The sequence below is a fragment of the Actinoplanes sp. NPDC051851 genome, assembly GCF_040681165.1.
Classification (GTDB): domain Bacteria; phylum Actinomycetota; class Actinomycetes; order Mycobacteriales; family Micromonosporaceae; genus Actinoplanes.
Genome location: NZ_JBFAYF010000004.1, coordinates 109384 through 131419 on the forward strand (window position 1 = coordinate 109384; position 22036 = coordinate 131419).

The 22036-nt window shown below is 71.2% G+C and carries 21 protein-coding genes; 12 read left to right on the forward strand and 9 right to left on the reverse strand.

What is annotated here, in order from left to right:
- Window positions 1–34: 34 nt before the first annotated feature.
- Complete coding sequence (locus AB0M08_RS06065) at window positions 35–1066, reverse strand: serine hydrolase domain-containing protein (RefSeq protein ID WP_364489199.1); 1032 nt, start codon at window positions 1064–1066, stop codon at window positions 35–37.
- A gap of 397 nt (window positions 1067–1463) precedes the next feature.
- On the opposite strand from AB0M08_RS06065, the gene AB0M08_RS06070 reads away from it, so the two are divergent.
- Entirely contained in the window at window positions 1464–2189 is a 726-nt protein-coding gene (locus AB0M08_RS06070) for a hypothetical protein (RefSeq protein WP_364489202.1), read from the forward strand.
- A 100-nt stretch (window positions 2190–2289) separates the two neighbouring features.
- On the opposite strand, the gene AB0M08_RS06075 is transcribed toward AB0M08_RS06070, so the two are convergent.
- Window positions 2290–3225 carry a cation diffusion facilitator family transporter gene (locus AB0M08_RS06075; RefSeq protein ID WP_364489205.1) on the reverse strand — a complete coding sequence of 312 codons (936 nt, stop codon included), beginning with the start codon at window positions 3223–3225 and terminating at the stop codon, window positions 2290–2292.
- Window positions 3226–3387: 162 nt separating this feature from the next.
- On the opposite strand from AB0M08_RS06075, the gene AB0M08_RS06080 reads away from it, so the two are divergent.
- The 8 genes from AB0M08_RS06080 to AB0M08_RS06115 all read left to right on the forward strand — a co-directional run bounded on the left by AB0M08_RS06080 (window position 3388) and on the right by AB0M08_RS06115 (window position 10753).
- Complete coding sequence (locus tag AB0M08_RS06080; RefSeq protein WP_364489208.1) at window positions 3388–4551, forward strand: monooxygenase; 1164 nt, start codon at window positions 3388–3390, stop codon at window positions 4549–4551.
- 143 nt (window positions 4552–4694) lie between these two features.
- A complete protein-coding gene (locus AB0M08_RS06085) occupies window positions 4695–5681 on the forward strand; it encodes an aldo/keto reductase (protein ID WP_364489211.1) in 987 nt (328 codons plus the stop codon).
- Window positions 5678–6502 carry an amidohydrolase family protein gene (locus AB0M08_RS06090; RefSeq protein WP_364489213.1) on the forward strand — a complete coding sequence of 275 codons (825 nt, stop codon included), beginning with the start codon at window positions 5678–5680 and terminating at the stop codon, window positions 6500–6502. The genes AB0M08_RS06085 and AB0M08_RS06090 overlap by 4 nt, the downstream gene beginning before the upstream one ends.
- Entirely contained in the window at window positions 6502–7326 is an 825-nt protein-coding gene (locus AB0M08_RS06095) for a fumarylacetoacetate hydrolase family protein (RefSeq protein ID WP_364489216.1), read from the forward strand. Before AB0M08_RS06090 ends, AB0M08_RS06095 begins: the two co-directional genes overlap by 1 nt.
- The gene (locus tag AB0M08_RS06100; RefSeq protein WP_364489219.1) at window positions 7323–8072 is read left to right on the forward strand and encodes an SDR family oxidoreductase; all 750 of its coding nucleotides are present in this window, start codon (window positions 7323–7325) and stop codon (window positions 8070–8072) included. The genes AB0M08_RS06095 and AB0M08_RS06100 overlap by 4 nt, the downstream gene beginning before the upstream one ends.
- A gap of 99 nt (window positions 8073–8171) precedes the next feature.
- Entirely contained in the window at window positions 8172–9770 is a 1599-nt protein-coding gene (locus AB0M08_RS06105) for a PAS domain-containing sensor histidine kinase (RefSeq protein ID WP_364489222.1), read from the forward strand.
- Between the two features lie 146 nt (window positions 9771–9916).
- Window positions 9917–10282, forward strand: a complete 366-nt coding sequence (locus tag AB0M08_RS06110; protein ID WP_364489225.1) for a helix-turn-helix transcriptional regulator — start codon at window positions 9917–9919, stop codon at window positions 10280–10282.
- Window positions 10283–10336: 54 nt separating this feature from the next.
- A complete protein-coding gene (locus tag AB0M08_RS06115) occupies window positions 10337–10753 on the forward strand; it encodes an SgcJ/EcaC family oxidoreductase (RefSeq protein ID WP_364489228.1) in 417 nt (138 codons plus the stop codon).
- Between the two features lies 1 nt (window position 10754).
- Here the strand turns inward: AB0M08_RS06115 and AB0M08_RS06120 are convergent, their stop codons facing one another.
- Entirely contained in the window at window positions 10755–10898 is a 144-nt protein-coding gene (locus AB0M08_RS06120; RefSeq protein WP_364489231.1) for a hypothetical protein, read from the reverse strand.
- 55 nt (window positions 10899–10953) lie between these two features.
- On the opposite strand from AB0M08_RS06120, the gene AB0M08_RS06125 reads away from it, so the two are divergent.
- Window positions 10954–11955, forward strand: a complete 1002-nt coding sequence (locus tag AB0M08_RS06125) for an LLM class flavin-dependent oxidoreductase (protein ID WP_364489233.1) — start codon at window positions 10954–10956, stop codon at window positions 11953–11955.
- Between the two features lie 828 nt (window positions 11956–12783).
- Here the strand turns inward: AB0M08_RS06125 and AB0M08_RS06130 are convergent.
- Window positions 12784–13782 (reverse strand): alcohol dehydrogenase catalytic domain-containing protein, encoded by a 999-nt coding sequence (locus AB0M08_RS06130; protein WP_364489236.1) that lies wholly within the window; start codon window positions 13780–13782, stop codon window positions 12784–12786.
- Between the two features lie 115 nt (window positions 13783–13897).
- On the opposite strand from AB0M08_RS06130, the gene AB0M08_RS06135 reads away from it, so the two are divergent.
- A complete protein-coding gene (locus tag AB0M08_RS06135) occupies window positions 13898–15256 on the forward strand; it encodes a cellulase family glycosylhydrolase (RefSeq protein WP_364489239.1) in 1359 nt (452 codons plus the stop codon).
- Between the two features lie 52 nt (window positions 15257–15308).
- On the opposite strand, the gene AB0M08_RS06140 is transcribed toward AB0M08_RS06135, so the two are convergent.
- Both AB0M08_RS06140 and AB0M08_RS06145 read right to left on the reverse strand, forming a co-directional pair.
- Window positions 15309–16394: a cellulose-binding domain-containing protein gene (locus tag AB0M08_RS06140; RefSeq protein ID WP_364489242.1), complete on the reverse strand. Its 1086-nt coding sequence runs from the start codon at window positions 16392–16394 to the stop codon at window positions 15309–15311.
- The gene (locus tag AB0M08_RS06145; protein WP_364489611.1) at window positions 16391–17872 is read right to left on the reverse strand and encodes a cellulase family glycosylhydrolase; all 1482 of its coding nucleotides are present in this window, start codon (window positions 17870–17872) and stop codon (window positions 16391–16393) included. The genes AB0M08_RS06140 and AB0M08_RS06145 overlap by 4 nt, the downstream gene beginning before the upstream one ends.
- A 132-nt stretch (window positions 17873–18004) precedes the next feature.
- On the opposite strand from AB0M08_RS06145, the gene AB0M08_RS06150 reads away from it, so the two are divergent.
- Entirely contained in the window at window positions 18005–19030 is a 1026-nt protein-coding gene (locus AB0M08_RS06150; RefSeq protein WP_364489245.1) for a pentapeptide repeat-containing protein, read from the forward strand.
- A 44-nt stretch (window positions 19031–19074) separates the two neighbouring features.
- Here the strand turns inward: AB0M08_RS06150 and AB0M08_RS06155 are convergent, their stop codons facing one another.
- The 3 genes from AB0M08_RS06155 to AB0M08_RS06165 are packed head-to-tail and all read right to left on the reverse strand — an operon-like array spanning window position 19075 to window position 22030.
- The gene (locus AB0M08_RS06155) at window positions 19075–20364 is read right to left on the reverse strand and encodes an ABC transporter permease (protein ID WP_364489248.1); all 1290 of its coding nucleotides are present in this window, start codon (window positions 20362–20364) and stop codon (window positions 19075–19077) included.
- Complete coding sequence (locus AB0M08_RS06160) at window positions 20361–21050, reverse strand: ABC transporter ATP-binding protein (RefSeq protein WP_364489251.1); 690 nt, start codon at window positions 21048–21050, stop codon at window positions 20361–20363. Before AB0M08_RS06160 ends, AB0M08_RS06155 begins: the two co-directional genes overlap by 4 nt.
- Window positions 21047–22030, reverse strand: coding sequence for an efflux RND transporter periplasmic adaptor subunit (locus AB0M08_RS06165; protein ID WP_364489254.1), 984 nt, complete (start codon window positions 22028–22030; stop codon window positions 21047–21049). Before AB0M08_RS06165 ends, AB0M08_RS06160 begins: the two co-directional genes overlap by 4 nt.
- Window positions 22031–22036: the final 6 nt, after the last annotated feature.

Below are 22036 nucleotides of genomic sequence, written 5' to 3' on the forward strand. Positions count from 1 at the left end.
GATCTTACGGCCTCATCCTGTGTAGACGGTAACGTTACGTGAGCGCGGCCATGATGACGTCCATCGCGATGTCCGGCAGATCGCTCCCCATCTTCAGCGTGTTGACCGAGTAGATCAGCCGTCGCGCCAGGTCCGGCGTGGTGCCCATCCCGCTGGTGTACCCGGGTCGGTCGCCGGATTTCCCCCAGAGGATCAGGTCGCCGACCACGAGCCGCTTCAGCCCGGCGCTGTACTCGGCGCCCGCGATGTCCGGCACGGTCATCATCTCGCTCAGCGACCGCGGCGACAGCAGCCGCCCACCGAAGAGCCCGGTCAGGAAGCCGTCCAGGTCACCGGTGGTCGAGATGATCTCGGCGGCGGCCCACTGCAGCGACGGGTTCGACTCGGTCACGTCGACGAACCCGGTTCCGTAACGCTCGTACCCGTGCGCGTGCGGCCCCGGGATCCCGATCGCGGTGCCGGGCAGGCAGGTGTGTTCCAGTCCGAGCCGCCGCAGCACCCCGCGCCGGACCGCGTCCGCGTAGGGCCGCCCGGTGACCCGTTCGATCACCAGCCCGGCCACGATGTACCCGACGTTCCCGTAGACCTGCTGCTCACCCGGCGTGAACGGCGGCGGCTCGGTCCAGAGCACCAGATCCTCGGGCGCGAAGGTGTCGTAGCGGTGCACGAAGAACCAGTCCGGGTTCTTGTGGTCGATCGGCACCGGCTGGATGCCGCTGGTGTGGTCCATCGCCTGCCGCACCGTGGCGGGATGCCCCTCCGGCAGCAGGTCCGGCAGGTAGCGCCGCAGCGGCGCGTCCAGCTCGACCAGCCCCGCCTCGGCCAGCTGGAACATCGCGGTCGCGGTGAAGGCCTTGGTCATGCTGCCGATCCGGAACCGCGCGTCCCACGGCACCGGCGCCCGCGTCGTCAGGTCGGCGATCCCGGCGCGCCCCCGCCACCGCCCGGCACTCCCCTCGATCCGGACCAGCGCCCCGCTCACCTCCCCCTGCAGGAAATCGGGTTCACGCAGCGGATCGAGCGCCGCGCTCAGCGCCTCGGCGTTCAGCGGCGGAAGACCCTTCAAACCCTCTTTCCCGTACGCCGGAAGACCGCCCGTGGCAGTCAGTGCGACGCCGGAGAGGGCCCCGGCGATAAGCGTGCGCCGATTCATCGTCGACCTCCGAAGTGGATGGCGGGATCGGCGTCCACCTTTCCGTCGGCCCCTCGCCACGACCATCGGGATCACCCCTGAGCCGCCCCTGAGCGATCGCCCCTAGTGGATATTCGGTTGTGTCGCGCTACCGGGGTTTGTCATGCTCAATGCGGCCGCGGCGGTTACCGAATAAAGCGTCCCGACGGCGCCGATCCATTCTTCCTCCCCTTCGCGAGGATTCCCTTTTCTGCTGCCCTCGAGGAAGTGAAATCACGATGATGTCGCGAAACACGGAATGGGGTTGATCCGGCGGACGACAATGTTCGCCATGGACAGATCCCGATCCCTCACCGCCCTGGGCGTGGCGCTCCTGCTGCTGCCCCTACTCTGGGTGTCCTTCGCCGCGGCGGGCAGCCAGGAGTACGTCGACGACGACGGCGAGATCGAACAGACCCTGCAGGCGGCCGGCGTCGTCCTGCTGCTCTGGGCACTGTTCGCCGGCACCGGATCACGGCCGCTGTTCCGGTCGCTGCTGGTGTCCCTGTCCGGCGCCGTCCCGGTACTGGCCGCGCTCTGCGTCACGCTGTATCTCGGCTACCACGCCGTCCGCCCGGACGGTGTGGTAGCCGATCCCGCGTTCCGGTCCGGCGCTCTGGGAATCGCGTTCCGCGCCCTTTTCCTTGCCCTGCTCGGCACGGCACTGGGCTACGCGATCGGCGGCGTCGCCCGCCGTTTCTCCCCACCGCGATACGGCCTCGCGGCTCTCGGTCTGCTGCTGCTCTGGGCCGTCGCCGAATTCATCGGCCGGATGATCCCCACGGGCCGTTTCCAGCTCTCCACCCACCTGGTCGCCTGGGTGGCCGGGGACTGGATCATCTACCGTCCGCCGGCGAGCTGCCTGGGCCAGAACGCCGCGACCTGCGGCATGTACCACGCCACGTGGCAGCGTTCCCTCCCGGTGCTGGCCACCCTCGCGCTCGCCGCCCTGGCCGTCGGCTGGTCGGCCCGCCGCTTCTCTCCCGCCCCGGCCGCCGCCCCCACCGATGCCGGCTAGCGGCCGGCGGCGATCCCCCCGGGGCCGGAACGACGGCGCCAGGCCGGTGTGAGGCCGGCCTGGCGTGGTGCCGGGATCAGGGGGTGCGGGTCAGCGCGCTTCAAGCCGGGGCGCTGGTCGCCTTCTCGGGCTGGTAGATGTCCGGCTCCAGGTAGATGACCTTGGCAGTCGGGACGACCGCGCGAACGCGGGCCTCGGCGTCGTCGATGGTGGCGGCGATGTCGCGGCCCTCGTCGTCGGCACCCACGGCGATCTTGGCGGCGAGCAGGAGCTCCTCCGGGCCCAGGTGCATGGTGCGCAGGTGGATGACGCGCTGGACGCCCGGGGACGCCAGCAGGGCCTTCTCGATCGCGCTCAGCTGCTCGGGGACCGCGGACTCGCCGATGATCAGGCTCTTGGTCTCGACCGCGAGGACGATGGCGACCGTGATCAGCAGCAGGCCGATGAGCAGGGTCGAGATGCCGTCGTAGACGCCGTCGCCGGTGGCCACGCTCAGGCCGACGCCGAAGAGCGCGAAGAGCAGGCCGAGCAGCGCGCCGCTGTCCTCGAGGAGGATGACCGGGAGCTCGGGGTTACGCGTACGGATGATGAAGCGGAACCAGCTGCGCTTGCCCCGGACCCGGTTGGCCTCGCCGACCGCGGTCTTCAGCGCGTAGCCCTCGAGGACGGCGGCGATCAGCAGCACGATCACCGCGACCAGCGGCGACTCCAGCGGGTGCGGGTCGATGATCTTGTGATAGCCCTCGTAGGCGGCGTAGAGGCCACCGAGGCTGAACAGGATGATCGCGACCAGGAAGGCGTAGACGTACCGCTCGCGGGCGTATCCGAACGGGTGCAGCGCGGACGCCGGGCGCTTGGCACGCCGGCCGCCGATCAGCAGCAGGACCTGGTTCGTCGAGTCCGCCACCGAGTGCACACCCTCGGCGAGCATCGACGCTGATCCGGTGATGGCCGCGGCGACGAACTTCGAGACGCCGATCGCGAGATTCGCGCTCAGTGCCGTCACCACAGCCTTGGTACTGCCCTCGGTCGCCATCAGATCCTCTCCAGCGAAAAGCCACGAAAGGCCATTATCCCAGGCTGATCAAGGCCGGACAGGCTCCGGGTCGTTCTCGGGGGGATCCCGGATGTGACCTTGAGGGCGGAATCGGGACGATTCCCGTGCCCGACACCCCGCCCACAACGGGAAGGCACTGTGATGCGAATCCTGCGTCCCACCGCCGTACTCGCCGCCACCCTGCTGCTGATCGCGGCCTGCGGCTCGACCGGCGCCACCGAGCCCGCGGCCTCACCGGAGAGTGCGAACACGCACGCCGGTCATCTCGCGGCGTCCGCGCCACCCCCGACAGCGCTGCGCGACGGCGAGCGCTTCGTCGACCTGGCGCTCTCGACGGCGTACACCCCGAAGGCCCCGAACGGGGGCACCGACGACTATCGCTGCTTCCTGGTCGATCCCGGCCTGACCGAGGAGGCGTACCTGACCGGCAGCCGGTTCCTGCCGCAGAACGCGGCGATCGTGCACCACGCGATCTTCTACCGGCTCGACCCCCAGCAGGCGCAGGAGGCGGTCAAGGTCGACGCCTCGACGCCGGGCGAGGGCTGGACCTGCTTCGGCGACGCCGGGGTGGAGGGCCAGACCGCCTGGGTGGCGCACTGGGCGCCGGGCGCCGGCGAGACCATGATGCCCACCGGCACCGGGTTCGCCATGCCACCGGGGAGCAAGCTGGTCATGCAGGTGCACTACAACCTGCTCGCCGAGGGTACGGCCGGCCAGACCGACCAGTCGGGCATCCAGCTGCGGATGGCGAACGCCACCACGAAGCTCACCTCGCTCTCCACCGCGCTCTTCCTGGCGCCGATCGAGCTGCCCTGCGCGACCGGCGAGAGCGGACCGCTCTGCGACCGGGACGCCGCGATCAAGGACGTGGGCAGCCGCTTCGGCGCCGAGGCCGGCGAGCAGGAGGGCCAGCTCGTGCAGTGGTGCAGCGGCGGCACCCCGAAGCCCGGGAACACCCAGCACTGCGACCAGCAGTTGGAGGAGGGCGGCACGGTCTACATGGCCGCCGGGCACATGCACCTGCTGGGCCGGTCGATAAAGATCGAGCTGAACCCGGGGAAGGCCGGCGCCACCACGATCCTGGACCAGCCGCAGTACGACTTCGACAACCAGGCGCTGGTGCCGCTGGCGAAGCCGATCACGGTGAAGCGCGGCGACACGATCCGGGTCACCTGCACCCACGACGCGACGCTCCGTAAGAAGTTGCCGCAGCTCAAGACCCTTCCGGCCCGGTACGTCGTCTGGGGCGAGGGCACCAGTGACGAGATGTGCCTGGGCATCCTGGTGGTCACGCCGACGGCGTAGACGCGCCGGCCGGTACGGCGCCCGCAGTGCCGGAGCACCTTTTGAGCGAGCGGTGGGAGGCGACGGCGTACCGGAAATTCATTGGTCTTTCTCGATCATTTCGGATCTGTTAAACAGATCGGGGATCGACCGGAAGGGCCCGCATGGATCCGTTCGAGAGGGTGCCGCTCGGCGGCACCGGCGTCACCGTCACCCGGCTCGGCATGGGGCTCGCCCCGATCGGCGGGCTCTTCGAGCCGGTCGGTGACGCCGCCGCGACCGCCACGATCGACACGGCCTGGGACCTGGGCGTGCGGTTCTTCGACACCGCCCCGCTCTACGGCGCGGGCCTCTCGGAACGGCGGGCCGGCGCGGCGCTGCGGCGTCGCGACCGGTCCGCCTTCACGCTCGCCACCAAGGTCGGCCGCCGCCTGGTCCCGGAGCAGTCCGGAAAGGATCACGCGGCCGGGATGTGGGCCGAGCCGTCCGGCGCCTCCGCGGTCTGGGATTTCAGTTTCTCCGGGGTACGGCTGTCGTACCGCGAGAGTCTGGCCCGCCTGGGACTCGACCGCGCCGACGTCCTGCACCTGCACGACCCCGACGTCCACTTCGGGCCGGCGGTGGCCGAGGCGTTGCCCGCGCTGGTCGAGCTCCGCAAGGCCGGCGAGATCGGCGCGGTCTCGGCCGGGATGAACCAGTCCGCGATGCTGACCGAGTTCGCCCGTACCGGCGCCTTCGACTGCTTCCTGCTCGCCGGCCGCTACACCCTGCTCGACCAGTCCGGGCTCGCCGACCTGCTGCCGGAGTGCGCGCGGCGCGGCCTCTCGGTGATCGTCGGCGGCGTCTACAACTCGGGAGTCCTGGCCGATCCGGATCGGCGCGCGGTCTACGACTACCACCCGGCCACCGCCCGGGTGATCAACCGAACCCGGGCGCTCGCCAAGATCTGCGGGCGGCACGGGGTGCCGCTGCGGGCCGCCGCGCTGCAGTTCCCGCTCGCGCACCCGGCGGTCGCCTCGGTGCTGGTCGGGATGCGCTCGGCCCGGGAGGCCGCCGACGCCGCGGCGATGGCCCGCTGGGAGATCCCGGGCCGGCTGTGGCGGGATCTGATCCGGGAGGGACTGCTCGATCCGGAGGTGCCGCACCCGTGATCGTCGTGGACGCGCACCATCACCTGTGGACGGCCGACTACCCGTGGCTGGCGGCGCCGGCGCTGGCCCCGATCCGGCGCGACTACACGATGGCCGACCTGCGCCCGCACCTCGCCGCGGCCGGGGTGAAGCGGACCGTGCTGGTCGAGGCGGGCCGCTGTCACGCCGCCGAGACCAGCCGGTTCCTGGCGCTCGCGGCGGTCACCCCGGAGATCGCCGGGGTGGTCGGCTGGGCCGCGCTGGCCGATCCGGATCTGCGCGCCATGCTCACCCGGCACCGCGCCGGCCCGGGCGGTGACTGTCTGGTCGGCGTCCGCGACCAGTTGCAGGCCGGGCCGGACGACCTGCTCGACCGGCCCGCGATCCGCGCCGGCCTGGCCGGGGTGGCCGCCGCCGGGCTCGTGAACGAGCTGGTGGTCCGCGCCGCCCAGCTCCCCGCGGTGGCCCGCGCCGCGGCCGGCCTGCCGGAGGCGCGATTCGTCCTGGACCACCTGGGTAAGCCATCGATCAGCGCCGGGGTCGACCGGTGGCGGCGGCTGATCGAACCGGTGGCGGCCTGTCCGAACGTGGTCGCCAAGCTCTCCGGGCTGGTCACCGAGGCCGGTCCGGGGTGGACCCGGGCGGTGCTGAGCCCGTACGTGAAGGCGGCCCTGGAGATGTTCGGCCCGGACCGGCTGATGTTCGGCTCGGACTGGCCGGTCTGCGAGGTGGTGGCGACGTACGAGGAGGTCGTCGCCGTGCTCAGCGAGATCCTCGGCGGTCGCCCCGCGGCCGTCTTCGGCGGGACAGCGGCCCGCGTCTACCGATTGGAGAACTGCTGATGAGGTACCTGCGCGTCGGTCCACCCGGTGCCGAACGCCCGATGCTCTACGCCGGCGGCCTCCTGCGCGACCTCTCCCCGGTGACCCGGGACATCGACGCGGCCTTCCTCGCCGCGGGCGGGTTCCGCGGCGACCCGGCCGTGCTGCCCGCCGCCGACCTGGACGGGCACCGGATCGGCGCGCCGATCGCCCGGCCCGGCGTGGTGCTCTGCGTAGGGCAGAACTACGCCGCGCACGCCGCCGAGTCGGGCGCCGCGCCGCCGGAGGAGCCGATCGTCTTCTACAAGGCGCCGAACACCGTGGTCGGCCCGGACGACGACATCGTGATCCCGCCTGGCGCGGTCCGGACCGACTGGGAGGTCGAACTGGGTGTGGTGATCGGTCGGACCGCGCGCTATCTGCACAATCCCGAGGAAGCCCTGGCCTGCGTCGCCGGGTACGTCGTATCAAACGACGTGTCCGAAAGGGACTACCAACTGGTCCGGTCGGGCGGGCAGTGGTCCAAGGGCAAGAGCTGCGAGACGTTCAATCCGCTGGGGCCGTGGCTGGTCACGCCGGACGAGGTGAGCTTCCCGCTGCGCCTGCGCTCCTGGGTCAACGGCGCGCCCCGGCAGGACTCCAGTACGGCGGACATGATCTTCGACGTGGCGTACCTGATCTGGCACCTCTCCCAGTTCACGGTGCTGGAACCGGGCGACCTGATCAACACCGGGACGCCGGAGGGGGTGGCGCTCTCCGGCCGTTTCCCGTACCTGGGCGCCGGAGACGTGGTGGAACTGGAGATCGACGGGCTCGGCCGGCAGAGGAGCGTGGTGAAGGCGTGACACTCACGAGTGGCGACCTGGACGGACTGGTCGCGGCGATCACCGGGGGCGGGTCCGGGATCGGGGCGGCGTGCGCGCGGCGGCTGGCGGCGGCCGGGGCCAAGGTCGGCATCCTGGACCTGAACCCGGGGAACGGACCGGGGCTGGCGATCGCCGCGGACGTCACCGGGCCGCTGGACGCCGCGATGGCGGAGGTGGCCGGGGCGTTCGGCGGGATCGACATCCTGGTCAACAGCGCCGGGATCAGCGCGGTCGGCACGGTCGAGGAGAACGACGACGCCGAGTGGGCGAGCGTGCTCGACGTGAACGTGATCGGGGTGGCGCGGGCCAGCCGGGCGGCGCTGCCGTACCTGCGGCGCAGCCGGAGCCCGGTGATCGTCAACCTGTCGTCGATCGCGGCGGACGCCGGGCTGGTGCAGCGGGCGGTCTACAGCGCGTCGAAGGGCGCGGTGCACGCGCTCACCCTGGCGATGGCCGCGGACCTGGTCGGCGAGGGGATCCGGGTGTGCTGTGTGGCGCCCGGGACGGTGGACACCCCGTGGGTCGCGCGGTTGCTCGCCCGTACCGAGGACCCCGAAGGGGAGCGGGAGAGGCTCGCGGCCCGGCAGCCGACCGGGAGGCTGGTCACCGCCGACCAGGTCGCGGCGGCCGTGCAGTACCTGGCCAGCCCGGCCTCCGGCGCCACCACCGGGATGTCCCTGGCCGTGGACGGGGGGATGTCCGGGCTGCGCCTGCCTCGCTCCTGAATCGAAACGTCTTTCCCTTGAGCCGGGTCACCGGCCGCCGATTGATGCCCGGCGACGAGCCCGGTGACAAGGACGAGCCCGGTGACAAGGGGGACGACGGTGGAACACGCTGTTCTGGAACGACCCGGCCAGGTCGACCGGTCCGCGGCCAAGGACTTCGAGCAGATCCTGCGGCTGGTCTCGGCCGCGGCCGGTGTTCCGTACGCGACCGTGCGAATCTTCGACGAGTTCCGCAACGTCCAGCTGATCAGCGTGGGGTTCGACCGCACCCAGCCGACCGTGGACGAGCTCAGCGTGATCCCGTTCCGGGTCGGCCCGACGGTCTGGACGGCCGGCACCGCGAACGACTACCAGGTTCACCCGTGGATCTCCGGCGCGCCGGGCGCGGTCCAGTTCTACGCCTCGATGCCGTTGATCAGCGCGGTCGGCGACGTACTCGGCATGCTCTTCCTCTTCGACGTGGAGCCCCGGGAGACCGGCCCCGCGATGACGCCGCTGCTGGAGGACGCGGCCGGAGTGCTGGTCGGCCTCCTGGAGCGGCGCCGCCAGGCCCGGGTCAACGGGCAGCTCGCCGAACAGCTCGGCAAGACCACCCGGGACCTGGTGAGCCGGCAGGAGTTCATCACCACCCTGCTGGAGACCGTCGACGCGGGCATCCTCGCCGCCGACGAGAACGGCCGGCTCATCGTCTTCAACCGGGCCGCCCGCGAGTGGCACGGCCTCGACGCCGACCACGATCTCCTGCCCGAGCAGCACGCCCTCCGCTACAACCTCTTCCACGCCGACGGCATCACCTCGATGGCTCCCGGTGAGGTACCGCTGGCCCGGACCATGCGGGACGGCCGGGTCCGGAGCCTGGAGATGGTGATCGCCCCGGAGGGGATGGCACACACCCGGGTGCTCGCCTCGGGCAACACCGTCATCGGCCCGGACGGCACCCGGCTCGGCGCCGTGGTGGTGCTGCACGACGTGACCTCGGAACGCGCCGCCCAGGACGAGCGCGACCTGGCGATGGGTGAGCTGGCAGCCAAGAACGTCGAGCTGGAGGAGGCCAACCACCTCAAGCTGGACCTGATCGGCATGCTCGGCCACGAGATCAACAGCCCGCTCTGCACGATCATCGGGTACACCGAGAACTGGGAGAACATCCCCGCCGACCGCCGGGACCAGTGCGTCACCGCGATCGACCGGAACGCGCACCGGCTCTCCGACATCGTCCGCGAGGTGCTCGCCCTGGTCGCGCTGGACGCCGGCAAGCTGACCGCCCGCCCGCAGCCCAGCCGGGTGGCCCGGCACATCGTGACCGCGAACGCCATCAACAACGAGAGCCCGGAGGTGCGCTGCTCCGACCTGGCGACCGCGCTGGTCCAGCCGGGTCACCTCGACCAGATCCTCTCCAACCTGCTGACCAACGCCCGCAAGTACGGCGGCGGCGCCACCCTGATCGACGTGACCAGCGGCGGCGGCGTGGTGCGGATCAGCGTCGAGGACCAGGGCCCCGGCGTCCCCGAGGAGTTCCGGGCCAGCCTCTTCCAGCGCTTCTCCCGCAGCGACACCACCGCGGGACGGATCAGCGGCACCGGCCTGGGCCTCTACATCGTCCGTGAGCTGGCCCGCGCCAACCAGGGCGACATCGAGTACCGCCCCCGCCCCGGCGGTGGCTCGATCTTCACGATCGTGCTGCCCGGTCTGATCTGATCCGGGCCGGGCCGGGCGTACGGTGGCGGTCGTGACCTGGATCAGCGACCCCGAGCGATGGGTGCGGAAGCTGTCCGAGGCCGGTCTTCCACCGATGGCCGGCCCGGCCCCTGAGGGTCACCACCACGCGCACCCGGTACGTCACGATGCTCGTGCCCCGCTCGATGCTGGGCCTGGCCCCGGCCGACCTGGAGCGACTCGTCTGCGCCCGGGTCCCCGGCGGCCAGGGGGCCGGGGCGATGCTCGGCTCGGCGGCGGTGGCGGCCGCCCACCACATCTCGGTCCGGCGCCTGCACCAGCTCTTCCGGCACGAGCCGCTCACCGTGGCCGCGCAGATCCGGCACGACCGCCTGGAACGGTGCCGCGACGACCTGGCCGCGGGCCGGGGCACGGTCTCCGCCATCGCCGCGCGGTGGGGTTTCGGCGACCCGGCGCACTTCAGCCGGCTCTTCCGGGCCGCCTACGGCTGCCCACCCCGGGAGTACCCGGTCGTCGCGCGCAGATCCAGGTGACGCGGCACGGATCGTCATGGCCCGCGCGCACCGGCACGCCGCACGATGCTCTTCATGATCGAAGACATCGCCGCCATTCCCGTACGCATGACCGAGGCCTGGAACCGCGGTGACGCCGCCGGTTTCGCGGCCGGCTTCGGCCCGGACTCCTCACTGGTGGAGTTCAACGGCGAGGTGCTCACCGGCAGGGACGCCATCGTCGCGGCCCAGCAGTCGATGTTCGACACGGTGCTCAAGGGCACCCGGCTGGTGGACGGCCGCGTGGTCTCCGCACAGCTCGTGACCCCGGAGATCGGCCTGGTCCGCTACCGGGTGCGGCTGCTGATGCCGGGCGAGACCACCGCCCCGGCGGTGCGGGAATCTATGCAGCTGCTGGTCGTCGGGCTGCGCGAGGGCGGCTGGCAGATCCTCACCCTGCAGAACGCACGGGTGCTCAGCTTCACGGACGCGGCCCGCCTGGAGACGGCCTGATCTACTCCGACGGGAGGCCCGGCCTCCCCAGGGTCTCCCGCAGCACGTGCCGACCGGACAGCGACTCCGGTCCCCGGAGCCGGGCGAGCACGCGTTCGCTCCAGGCGCCGCTGAGGCCGAACCGGGCGGCGGAGAGGCTGGCCATAACACATACTATAGCTATAGGGTTTATGGGACTTGAGACCGATCAGGAGGGTCCCATGAGCCAGGAGTTCCTCTGGTACATCCCGAACCAGGTAGACCCGGGCCACCGCGGCGACGACGTGGTCGAGGGGCACAACAGCCTGGCGACGCTGACCGAGCAGGCGCTCGCCCTGGAGGAGCACGGCTGGGGCGGCGCACTGATCGGCACCGGCTGGGGCCGCCCGGACACCTTCACGGTCGCCACCGCGCTCGCCGCCCGGACCACCACGTTCCGCCCGCTGATCGCGGTCCGCCCGGGCTACTGGCGCCCCGCCAACTTCGCCACCGCCGCCGCGACCCTGCACCACCTGACCGGCGGCCGCGCCCTCATCAACATCGTCTCGGGGCGGGACAACCTGGCCGCGTACGGCGACGCCGAGGGCGACCAGCCGCAGCGCTACGCTCGTACGAAAGAATTCCTGCAGTTGGTCCGCAGGTTGTGGACCGAGGAGAACGTCACCTTCGAGGGCGAGCATTTCCGGGTCGAGGACTCCACGGTCGTCCCGCGCCTGACCGGCGGCACCCCGCGCCTCTACTTCGGCGGCGCCTCCGAGGCAGCCGAGCGGGTCGCCGCCACCGAGGCCGACGTCCAGCTCTTCTGGGGCGAGCCCCTCGACGGCGTCGCCGACCGGATCGCCCGCCTGAAGCGCCTCTCCGCCGAGCTGGGCCGTGAACACGCCCCGCTCGAGTTCGGCCTGCGCATCACCACGCTGATCCGCGACACCACCGACCAGGCCTGGTCCGACGCCGAGACGAAGGTCGCCGCGATGGCGCCGACTACTCCGCCGACCCGATCCGCCGCGGCGCGGTGGGCCAGCAGCGCCTCCTCGACCTCCAGTCCCGCGGCGAGATCCTCGACGACAACCTCTACACCACCCCGGGCAAATTCGGCGCCGGCGGCGCCGGCACCACCTGGCTGGTCGGCACCCCCGAGGAGGTCGCCAAGTCCCTGCGCAAGTACCGCGACCTGGGCATCACCCACTTCGTCCTCTCCGACACCCCTTACCTCCCCGAGCTGAAGCGCCAGGGCGACCAGCTCCTCCCCCTCCTGCGCGATCAACCCAACTCAGCCGACGCTCCGAAACAGCCCTTACCCCGCTGGTCGATTCCGGCGGGATCGTCGTCGCCGGCGGGGTAGCGGGGTGGGCGTTCTCGGTCATGGTCCGGGTTGGGGGTTATCCACAGCCGGGGTTTGTCCACAGGGTCCCGGGCCAAGATCGCTGCTATGTGCCACTGTTCCGTTAGGGATGGGGGTTTCCCCCGGTCGGGGTGGGCCCCGACCGGCCGGACTTGATCAACATTCCATGATCAACTGCGGAGATGATCTTGGTGGCTGGCGTTCAGGGGTGTGTCGGCGGGCTGGAGTGACCCGTGAGCGCCAGCTTTCCCGGCGCGGCTGGTGTTCAGGGGTCTCTCGGGCGCCGGAGACACCCCGGATCGCCAGCCGACCGGCCCGAGGCACCCCGGATCGCCAGCCGACCAGGGCCGAGGCACCCCGGACCGCCAGCCGACCGGCCGGGGCGCCCTGGACCGCCGGCTCACCGCCCGCGGGATACCGCCCGACCGGTCCACGAACGAACCCCGGCAGGCGGAGCCGACGATCCGCAGGCGGCGAGTGTTCGGGCGGGCACCCGATCACGGGATCCGGCGTCCCGCCCAGGTGGTCCAGATGTGACCAGCAGGGTCAGCCCTGACCACCAGCCCGCCCGAAACGCATCCAGATCTTGACAAGCACGGCCCACACATCAACCCCAACTTGCCAAGATCGCGGCGGGCGGCGGGCGGCGGGCGGCGGGCGGCGGGCGGCGGGCGGCGGGCGGCGGGCGGCGGGCGGCGGGCGGCGGGTGTCAGATGGTGCGGTGGGGGTCGACGAGGATCTTCGGGCCGGGGCCAACGGATGAAGGGCGGTGGCCGCGGAAGACGTCGGCGACCTCCTCCAGGGAGATCGTGGCGCCGATCAGGGGGCGGGGGTCGACCAAGCCCTGGGCGTAGGCGTCGATGGTGCCCGCGAGGCCCGCGGAAGCGCCGAGGATGCCGACCGTGGTGACGTCCTTCAGGACCATCGTGCGGGTGTCCATGTGGCTCGGGGTGCCGGAGAGGCCGATGTAGACGACGCGGCGGCCCGGCTCGACCAGGTCGACGGCGAGGGCGGGCATGCCGGGGCCGTTGGAGGCGTCGACCACGGCGTCCCACGGGAGGTCGGGGAGGGTGTCGCGGGTCCAGGCGTGCGGCAGGTCGGGGCGGGGTGCCTCGCCGAGCAGGTGGACCTCGGCGCCGCGCGCGCGGGCGAACATGGCGACCAGGCGGCCGATCGCGCCGGTGCCGATCACCAGGAGGCGCTCGCCCGGGGAGAGGAGAGCGGCCTCGACGCAGCGGAGCGCGTTGCCGCCCGGCTCGACGAGGGCGCCGAGCTCGTCGTCCACGGCGTACGGGAGGGGAAGGAGCTGGCGGACCGGGACCGTGACCTGTTCGGCGAGCGCACCCGGCAGGCCGTCCTGGATCCCTAGCTCGCGCTGCGAAGCGCAGATGTGGTGGCGGCCGGCCAGGCAGCGGCGGCAGTCACCGCAACCGATCATGGTGTCGCCGGTGACCCGCCTGCCGTGCCAGGACGGGTCGACGCCGGGGCCGGTGGCGATGACCGTGCCGGACCACTCGTGGCCGGGGCGCAGCGGGTAGGACGCCTGGCCCGTGTGCAGGTAGCTCATCTCGCCGGTGAAGAGCTCGACGTCGGTGCCGCAGACGCCGGCCCGGCCGACCTCGACGACGACCTGACCCTCGGCCGCGACCGGCTCGGGGACATCCTGGACCTCGGCCTTTTCCGGCCCGGTGAAGACGAGTGCGCGCACGCGTCCACGATAACCCGAAATGATCTTGTCACTATCTTGACCAAACTAAGAAACATCCGGACTCTTATGGGAGCGCTCCCCATCGACGCAGATCGAAGCAAAAAGGAAGGTAGACATGCGAAGAGCCCTGATCGCCATCTGTGCCGCCCTGCTCGCCGCCGTCGGCTCGCTCCTGGTCCTCGGGAACCCGGCGTACGCGGCGACCGGACTGCACGTCGTCGGCACCGACATCTACGAGGCCAACGGGAACAAGTTCGTGATGCGCGGGGTCAACCACGCGCACACCTGGTACACCGGGCAGACCAGCTCGTTCGCCAACATCAAGGCGTGGGGCGCGAACACCGTCCGGGTGGTGCTCAGCGGCGGGCGCTGGACCGCCAACAGCGCCACCGACGTCGCCAACGTCATCGCGCTCTGCAAGGCGAACAAGCTGATCTGCGTGCTGGAGGACCACGACACCACCGGGTACGGCGAGGACAGTGCGGCGTACACGCTGGACCAGGCGGTGAACTACTGGATCAGCCTGAAGGATGTGCTGGTCGGCCAGGAGAACTACGTCGCCATCAACATCGGCAACGAGCCGATCGGCAACACCAACCCGGAGCAGTGGACCGCCGCCACCACCGCGGCGATCGCCAAGATGCGCACCAACGGCTTCCAGCACCTGCTGATGATCGACGCGCCGAACTGGGGCCAGGACTGGCAGAACGTCATGCTCAACAACGCGCAGACGGTGCTGGACGCGGACACCCAGGACAACACGGTCCTCTCCATCCACATGTACTCGGTCTACGCGGCGGCCTCGACCATCACCACGTACCTGAACACGTTCCGCACCAACGGCTGGCCGCTGGTGATCGGCGAGTTCGGCTGGCAGTTCGACTCCAGCCAGGTCGACGACCAGACGGTGATCGCCGAGGCGGTGGCCCGGGACATCGGGTACATCGGCTGGTCCTGGTCGGGCAACACCGACCCGATCCTGGACATGGTGCTCAGCTTCGACCCGGCGCAGGAGACCACCTGGGGCCACCGGATCTTCGACGGTGCGAACGGGATCACCGCCACGGCGAAGCAGGCGACGATCTTCGGAACCACGACGACGTCGTCACCGACCGCCTCGCCGTCGTCCTCCTCCGCTTCCCCGTCGGCCAGTTCTTCCTCTCCGTCCACGGGGAAGACCTGCTCGGCGGCGTACTCGATCGTCGGGAGCTGGACCGGCGGCTTCCAGGGTGAGGTCAAGGTGACCGCCGGCAGCTCGGCGATCAGCTCCTGGACGGTGACCTGGACGTACGCGAACGGCCAGACCGTCTCGAACGCCTGGAACGCCACCGTGACCAGCAGCGGCTCCGCGGTGACCGCGAAGAACGTCGGCTACAACGGCAGCGTCGGGGCGGGGGCCAGCACCTCGTTCGGCTTCCTCGGTTCATGGACCGGCACCAACAGCGTCCCCGCGGTGACCTGCACCGCTGCGTGATCCGTTCACAACGGCCGGGCGCGCCACCGCGCCCGGCCGTTGTGAAACAACGTCAGCAGCCGTTACGGGTGCTTCCCACCGCCACGTCGTCGTACCAGAGGGTGTCGGCGCCGTCGCCGTAGCTCTCCCAGCCCAGCTTCAGGTCGGTGAGCGCGGGACGCCAGGTCCGGTTGAGCCACTGGCTGTCGATGTCGTGGGTGGCGACGCCGTCCTCCAGCAGGCCCGGCACCGAGGTCCCGTTCAGCCAGGTCTCCATGGTGCCGTCGGTGCCGTCGATTTTGAACTCGACACAGGTCCAGGTGTCCACCGGCAGCGGGGCGGAGAGCGCCACCCCGGCCGGGCTCTGCTCGGGCAGCGTGGCGTCGTCCGAGGCCCGGTTGAACTGCAGCGCCCCGTTCTGGCCGCCGAACCGCAGGTCCTTGCCGCTGTCGTTCGCGTCGGTCATCGCGACGGCGGTGACGTGGGCGGCGGGCAACGCGGTGGTGTGCTTGACCCAGTAGCGGACGTACCAGACGTTCGTCGTGGCGCCGAGGATGCCGGTGCTGCGGACGAAGACGTGGTTGCAGTACCCGGCCGCGCCGGCGATGCGCAGCGACGCGGAGCCGGTGTGCGCCTCGGTGCCGTCGATCGCGGCGGTGCCCGCCCCGGAGCAGTCCGGCGTGGTCACCGCCCAGTTGCCGAGCCCGCTCTCGAAGCCGTCGCAGAGAGCGGTGCCGAGGCAGTCCGTGTCAAAGGTCGGCGAGGTCGAAGGGGCCGGATCCACGACGACCGGACCGCAGGTGAAGGCCGCCGGGACGGCGTTGGTGCCGGAGTACGTCCCCTGAAAGCCGAAGCTCGCCGAGGCACCGGTGGCGAGCGCGCCGTTCCAGGCCAGGCTCGCCGCGGTCACCGCCGTGCCGGTCTGGGTGACGGTGGCGTTCCAGGCCGAGGTGATCTGCTGGTTCCCGGCGAAGGTCCAGCTCACCGTCCAGGAGGTGACGGCCGGTCCGGTGTTGGTGACCTTCACGTCGGCGGTGAACCCGGTGTCCCACTGGTTCACGGTGTAGGCGACGTCGCAGGTCGTGGCCGCCCGGGCAGCGGATGAGAGGCCGACAGCACCGGCCGCGACCAGCAATGCCATGGCGAGAAGGGCCTTCACGAGCACACCGTCCCGTTCAGCTTCACGGACGCCGGGGCCGTCGCGGTGCCGTTGGCGGTGAAGCCGACGGAGGCGGAGACGCCCGGAGCGAGCGCGCCGGAGCCGGTGGCGGTGACCGTGGTGCCGCTCTGGCTGACCGTGGCGTTCCAGCCGCTGCCGAGCGTCACGCCGGACGGCCAGGTCCAGGTCACCTGCCACGGGTTGACCGCGGCGCCACCGTCGTTGCGGACCGAGAGGGAGCCCTGGAAGCCGCCCGTCCAGACGCTGCTCTGCGTGTACGTCGCCGTGCACGCCGCGGTGGCCGGCGTCGAAGTACCGACCGGCGCGACCAGGTACGGCGAGATGATCGCCTGCTTCGCCGTGTTGATCGTGGTCCAGTCGTCGTTGGCGATGCCCCCGGTGTCCCCGGAGTTCGGGTTCCAGGCCCAGTAGGTGAAGGACATCCCGCTGGTGTAGGCGAGCAGGTTCTCCAGCCAGACCTTGTCGATGTCGCTGGCGAGCGTGGTGCCGAACTCGCCCATCATGATCGGCGCGATGTTCTGCTCATAGAGGTAGCCCCAGTACTTGTCCCAGATCGCCGGCATGTTGGCCGGGTACGTCGGGTCGTCGAACCAGGTCTGGTGGTAGACGGACGTGGCGTACTCGTGCGGGGAGTAGACGAGACGATTCGCCACGTTCAGGCGTACCGGAAAAGCTCCTGCCTTGGAGAGGTTTCCGCCCCACCAACCGCAGTCCTCGTCGTTGCTGGTGTCGCCGTCCCAGACGTTGGAGAGACCGCCGCTGGGGCAGCTCACACCCTCGACGAAGATCAGCCAGTTCGGCTGGACCGCCAGGATCGCGTTGCCGGCCCGCTCGGCCGCGAGCCGCCAGTCCCGCGCGGTGTCGCCGCAGCCCCAGCAGGCGCCGGTGGCGGCCGGGTTGGTGCCCTCGGCGTGCGGCTCGTTGTGCAGGTCGGCGCCGATCACCGTGGTGTTCCCGGCGTAGCGCTGGGCGAGCGCCGTCCAGTTCGCGATCCAGGTGCTCTCCGGGACGGCCGAGGTGTACCAGAGCGCGGTCTGGCCGGCCGCGGTCGGGCGGTGCCGGTCCAGGATCACCCGCATGCCCTTGGTGCCCACATAGGCGATGACCTTGTCCAGGATCTGCAGCGGGGAGAGGCCGGTCAGGTCCGGGTTGACGTAGTCGTTGATGCTGGTCGCGACGGCGCCGGAGACGAGCGCGTCGTCGGAGAACGGCACCCGCAGGGTGTTGTAGCCGAGCGAGGCCATGGTGTCGATCTGGTTCCGCCACGGGTTGCTGGACCAGAGACCGTGGAAGGTCTTGTTGTCGGTCTCCATGCCGAACCAGTTGATCCCGGTCAGCCGGACGGTGGCGCCGGTGCTGTCCAGGATCTGGTTGCCGCTGGTGTGCAGGTAGCCGGTTCCGGTGCCGGTGGCGGCAGCGGCGACGGCGGGTGGGGTGGGCGCGAGCACGACGGTCACTGCGACGGTGGTGAGCGCGGCGAGCAGTCTTCGGGGGAAGCGCACGGGGGACTCCTTCGAGGACGGAAGGACGAAACATCATCGTGACATGGGAGCGCTCCCATGTCACGATCGCCGATATTCTGCTCAGCCATGGACTTCAGCGGGCAGCGGCTCGACGCGGTGGACTTCTCCGACACCCGCTTCACCGGGGAGACGTCCTTCGCCGGCGCCGAGTTCACCGGCCCGGCCGTCTTCGCCCGCGCGGTCTTCGACGGTCCGGTCGACTTCACCGACGCCGGCTTCCGTGCGGTCGCCGTCTTCGGCCGTACGCGTTTCCGTGGTCCCGCATCCTTCGACGGGGCGAGATTCGACGGGATGGCCTGGTTCGGCAGGGGCGAGGAGTCGCTCTGGGACGACGACGAAGCCTGGGAGACCGTCGACGAGATCACCCCACTGCCCTGGGACGAGGTGAACGAGGCCGACCCGCACTGGCCGGTCGCCGTGCTGATGGGCGACTACCAGGACTACGAGGAGGGCGGCGACGGCGCACGCTTCAACGCGGCCGTGTCGTTCCGGGGCGCGACCTTCCGGGAGACCGCCTGGTTCGGGAAGGCGCGCTTCGCCGAGACCGCGGACTTCTCCCACGTACGATTCCACGGCGGGACCGGTCTCGGCTCCCCCGCCGTCGACCTGACCGGCGCGGTCTCCACGGGTGCGCCGGTGAGCTGGCCGTGGGGCTGGTCGGTCGAGGAGGAGCGCCTGGTCGCGAGCGCGGAGTGGGCGTACCGGAACGATCCCGTCGCCCTCGCCGCGATCGGCGACGCGGACCCGGACCGGCGGCAGGAGGTGGTCGACGCGATCTGCGCGAGCCTGCGGGTCCCGCTCTCCTTCCCGCTGACCGGCGTGCTCTCCCCGGAGGAGCTACGGGTGATCGAGCACCGGCGGCGGCAGCAGGAGACCCTCGCGAGCCGGCTGCGCGGCGGCCGCTGGGCGGGCATGCGTCTCGAGCTCTCCGGTGCGACCCTGGTCGACCTGGACCTGACCGGCTGCGAGGGCGGGTACGCGGAGTTCTGCGGCGCCCAGTTCCACGGCACCACCCACCTGAACGAGGCGGGCTGGAAGCGGCTGGAGCTGGACCTGGGCGGCGGGAGAGGCCGAGCGACCTTCCACGGTTGACCGGCGCGCCGCGGCTTTGTCGGCGCGCCGGTGACCGGGAACGATCAGGCGCGCATCACGGTGGCGATCGGGATGCCCGCGGCGCGGATCGCCGGGACGAAACCGCCGAGGACGCCGGCGATCAGGCCCGCGATGACACCCGCGACGCCCGCGTCCCACGGGAACTCGACGCCCTGCAGCGCCGGGATCGAGTCGCCGGCCAGCATCACGCCGACCTTGAGCGCGGCCGCGCAGCAGCCGATCGCCGCCCCGGCGGTGAAGAGACCGGTCAGCAGCGTCTCGGCGAGCACGATGCCGGCCAGCAGCGGGCGGGGCGTGCCGACCGCCCGGCGCAGCGCGAACTCCTCGACCCGCTCGCCGACCGTGGCCAGGCCGACGTTGAGGATGCCGGCCACGCCGATCAGCAGCACCAGCCCGGCCATCGACAGGAAGATCAGCCGCATCAGCTTGAGCTGGTCCTTCTGATCCTTGCGCGAGTTGATGGTCTCCACGTAGCTGTCCACGCCGATCGCCTTGAGCTTCGTGGTCAGCACCTGCTCGACCGGGGTCGCCCCGGCCATCACCACGGTCATCTCGGTACCGCTGTTCGGGTCGGAGAGCTGCGCGGACGGCAGCCAGGTGGTGAGCTCGTCCATCCGGACGTAGGCGCGCGGCTGGTAGTCACCGTCGTCGACCACCCCGATGAACCGCGGGGTCAGGTTCGCCGAGGCCCCGGGCACCCGCATCTCGGCGGGCACGTGGTACCGCTCGAACCCCTTCGCCGCCTCCTTGTTCAGCACCAGCCGCGGCGCCAGCATCGGCTGGCTGCCGAAGTCGAGCCACTCCCCCGACTGCTGCCGGTACGGCCGGAACCGCCGGACGTCCCCGGTCAGCGCGGTGAGCCGGACCTCGACGGCCTGCCCCTTCGGCTTCCCCTCGTTCGGATCCGTGCAGTTCCCGCTCGCGTCGCAGACCATCGAGCCGCCACCCCAGTCCTGGTCGATCGGGGAGGCGCCCTCGTTGACCGGGCGGACACCGGGCTCGCCGATGATCGCCGAGACGCCGACCATGGCGACCGCGTCGTCCCGCCCGGCCACCGTGTCCTCGACGATCTGCGAGGCGCCGGGCGCCGAACCGCCGGTGTTCATCACCTTGGTGCCGTCCAGGCCCATGGTGAGTTCCAGGTCGGCGAGGAGGGCGCGCTCCGCGATGCTCGCGCCGGCCTGCACCACCACCACGGCGAGGACGCCGAGGAAGAGGCTGACCATGGAGAGCAGCGTGCGGGTCTTGCGGGCCCGGATCCCCTGCACGCCGATGATCAGCGCCGAGCGGGCCCGGCCGGAGAGGCGCATCATGCCGGCACCCGCTCGGTGAGCACGCCGGCGTTCAGGTCGACGGTCCGGCCCATCCGGGCGGCGTGGTCGCGGTCGTGGGTGACCAGGATCAGCGCGCAGCCGCGGGTGGTCGCCTCCAGCAGCGCCTCGATCACGATGGTGCCGGTCTCCAGGTCCAGCGCGCCGGTCGGCTCGTCGGCGAGCAGCACCTTCGGGTCGCGGACCAGGGCGCGGGCGATCGCCACCCGCTGCTGCTCACCGCCGGACATCTTGGCGGGCCGGTTCTTGGCCAGGTGGGCGATCCCCACCTGGTCGAGGGCGGTCATCACCCGGGTACGCCGTTCCCGGCGCGGCAGCCAGCCCTGCCCGTTGACCAGGGCCATCGCCACGTTCTGCGCCGCGGTGAGGTGCTTGAGCAGGAAGAAGCGCTGGAACACGAAGCCGAAGTGCGAGCTGCGCAGCCGGGCGGCGTGCCGCTCGGGCAGCCGGCTGATGTCCCGCCCGTCCAGCGCGTACGTCCCCGAGTCGGCCCGGTCGAAGAGCCCGAGGACGCTGAGCAGCGTGCTCTTGCCGGAACCGGAGCGCCCGACGATCGCCACGCTCTCGCCGGCCTCCACCCGCAGGTCGACGCCGTCGAGGATGGTCCGGGGCTCCTCCTGGCCCTTGAGCACCTTGGTGACGCCGGTGAGCTCGATCAGAGCCGTCACCCGGTCACCTCGCCGTTCTCCGCGGTCGCCGCGGGCAGGTCCGGTCCCGGTACGGCGATGGTCTCGTCCCCGGTCAGCCCCTTCTTGATCTCGATGACCTTGCCGTCTGAGATACCGAGCGTGACGTCCACCGTCGTGCGGGTCCGGTCCGTCCCGGTCACCACGTCGACCTTGCCCTTGCCCTGCACCCCGGCGACCGCCTCGACCGGCAGGGTCAGCACGTCCTCCGCCTTGCTGGTGACGACCTCCAGGGTGACGTCGGCGCCGTTGATCAGCTTGACGTTCGAGGCCGGCACGCAGACCAGCCGCATCCCGGTCGCCTCGGAGCCGGCCTCCTCGGTGGTGGTCTCCTCCTCGGTCACGGACACCGGGGCCGAGGCGCCCGTGGTGGGCTCGGTGGTGGTGACCGGGGCCGCCGGGATCGTGCCGGCGGGCAGCGCCGCGATGGTGCCGAGCGTCTCGCAGGTGAACGGCCCGGGACCGTTCTTGATCTGCGCCTTCACCGACTTCGCGGCCCCGGAGACCCGGTACGCCGACGCGCTGTCGATGTCGGCGACGATGGCGTACCCGGCGTGGGTGGCCGAGATGACCGGCATCCCGGCGGTGACGTCGGCGTGGTCCTCCAGCAGCCGGCCGGCCAGGATCGAGCCCTTCGGGATGTTGACCCGCCGGGGCGCGCCCTTCTCGTCCCAGACTGTCGCCACCCAGATCGGCGAGGCGGCCGCGGTCTTCGCCGGCCGCCTGTCCATGTAGCGCAGCTCGCCGTCGGCCGGCGCGGCGATCCCGAAGACCGGGTTGATCTCCACTTTCCCGCTCAGACTGAGCTTGTCGGTGAGGTCCTGCCGGGTGGGCTGGACCGTGGTGAGCACTGTTCCGCGGGCTTCCAGACCGGGTGTCCCGGTCTGCTCCGCCGTCTCCGAGCACCCGGCCAGCGCCACTACCGCAGTAGCGGCGCTGATCAGGACATTCCTGCGCCTCACCAAGTT

Excerpts from the sequence above, each read along its gene's own strand:
- AB0M08_RS06070 (WP_364489202.1), top strand. The coding sequence starts at position 1,464 with ATGGACAGATCCCGATCCCTCACCGCCCTGGGCGTGGCGCTCCTGCTG.
- AB0M08_RS06075 (WP_364489205.1), bottom strand. The coding sequence starts at position 3,225 with ATGGCGACCGAGGGCAGTACCAAGGCTGTGGTGACGGCACTGAGCGCG.
- AB0M08_RS06080 (WP_364489208.1), top strand. The coding sequence starts at position 3,388 with ATGCGAATCCTGCGTCCCACCGCCGTACTCGCCGCCACCCTGCTGCTG.
- AB0M08_RS06085 (WP_364489211.1), top strand. The coding sequence starts at position 4,695 with ATGGATCCGTTCGAGAGGGTGCCGCTCGGCGGCACCGGCGTCACCGTC.
- AB0M08_RS06095 (WP_364489216.1), top strand. The coding sequence starts at position 6,502 with ATGAGGTACCTGCGCGTCGGTCCACCCGGTGCCGAACGCCCGATGCTC.
- AB0M08_RS06110 (WP_364489225.1), top strand. The coding sequence starts at position 9,917 with ATGCTCGTGCCCCGCTCGATGCTGGGCCTGGCCCCGGCCGACCTGGAG.
- AB0M08_RS06115 (WP_364489228.1), top strand. The coding sequence starts at position 10,337 with ATGATCGAAGACATCGCCGCCATTCCCGTACGCATGACCGAGGCCTGG.
- AB0M08_RS06120 (WP_364489231.1), bottom strand. The coding sequence starts at position 10,898 with ATGGCCAGCCTCTCCGCCGCCCGGTTCGGCCTCAGCGGCGCCTGGAGC.
- AB0M08_RS06125 (WP_364489233.1), top strand. The coding sequence starts at position 10,954 with ATGAGCCAGGAGTTCCTCTGGTACATCCCGAACCAGGTAGACCCGGGC.
- AB0M08_RS06135 (WP_364489239.1), top strand. The coding sequence starts at position 13,898 with ATGCGAAGAGCCCTGATCGCCATCTGTGCCGCCCTGCTCGCCGCCGTC.
- AB0M08_RS06150 (WP_364489245.1), top strand. The coding sequence starts at position 18,005 with ATGGACTTCAGCGGGCAGCGGCTCGACGCGGTGGACTTCTCCGACACC.
- AB0M08_RS06155 (WP_364489248.1), bottom strand. The coding sequence starts at position 20,364 with ATGATGCGCCTCTCCGGCCGGGCCCGCTCGGCGCTGATCATCGGCGTG.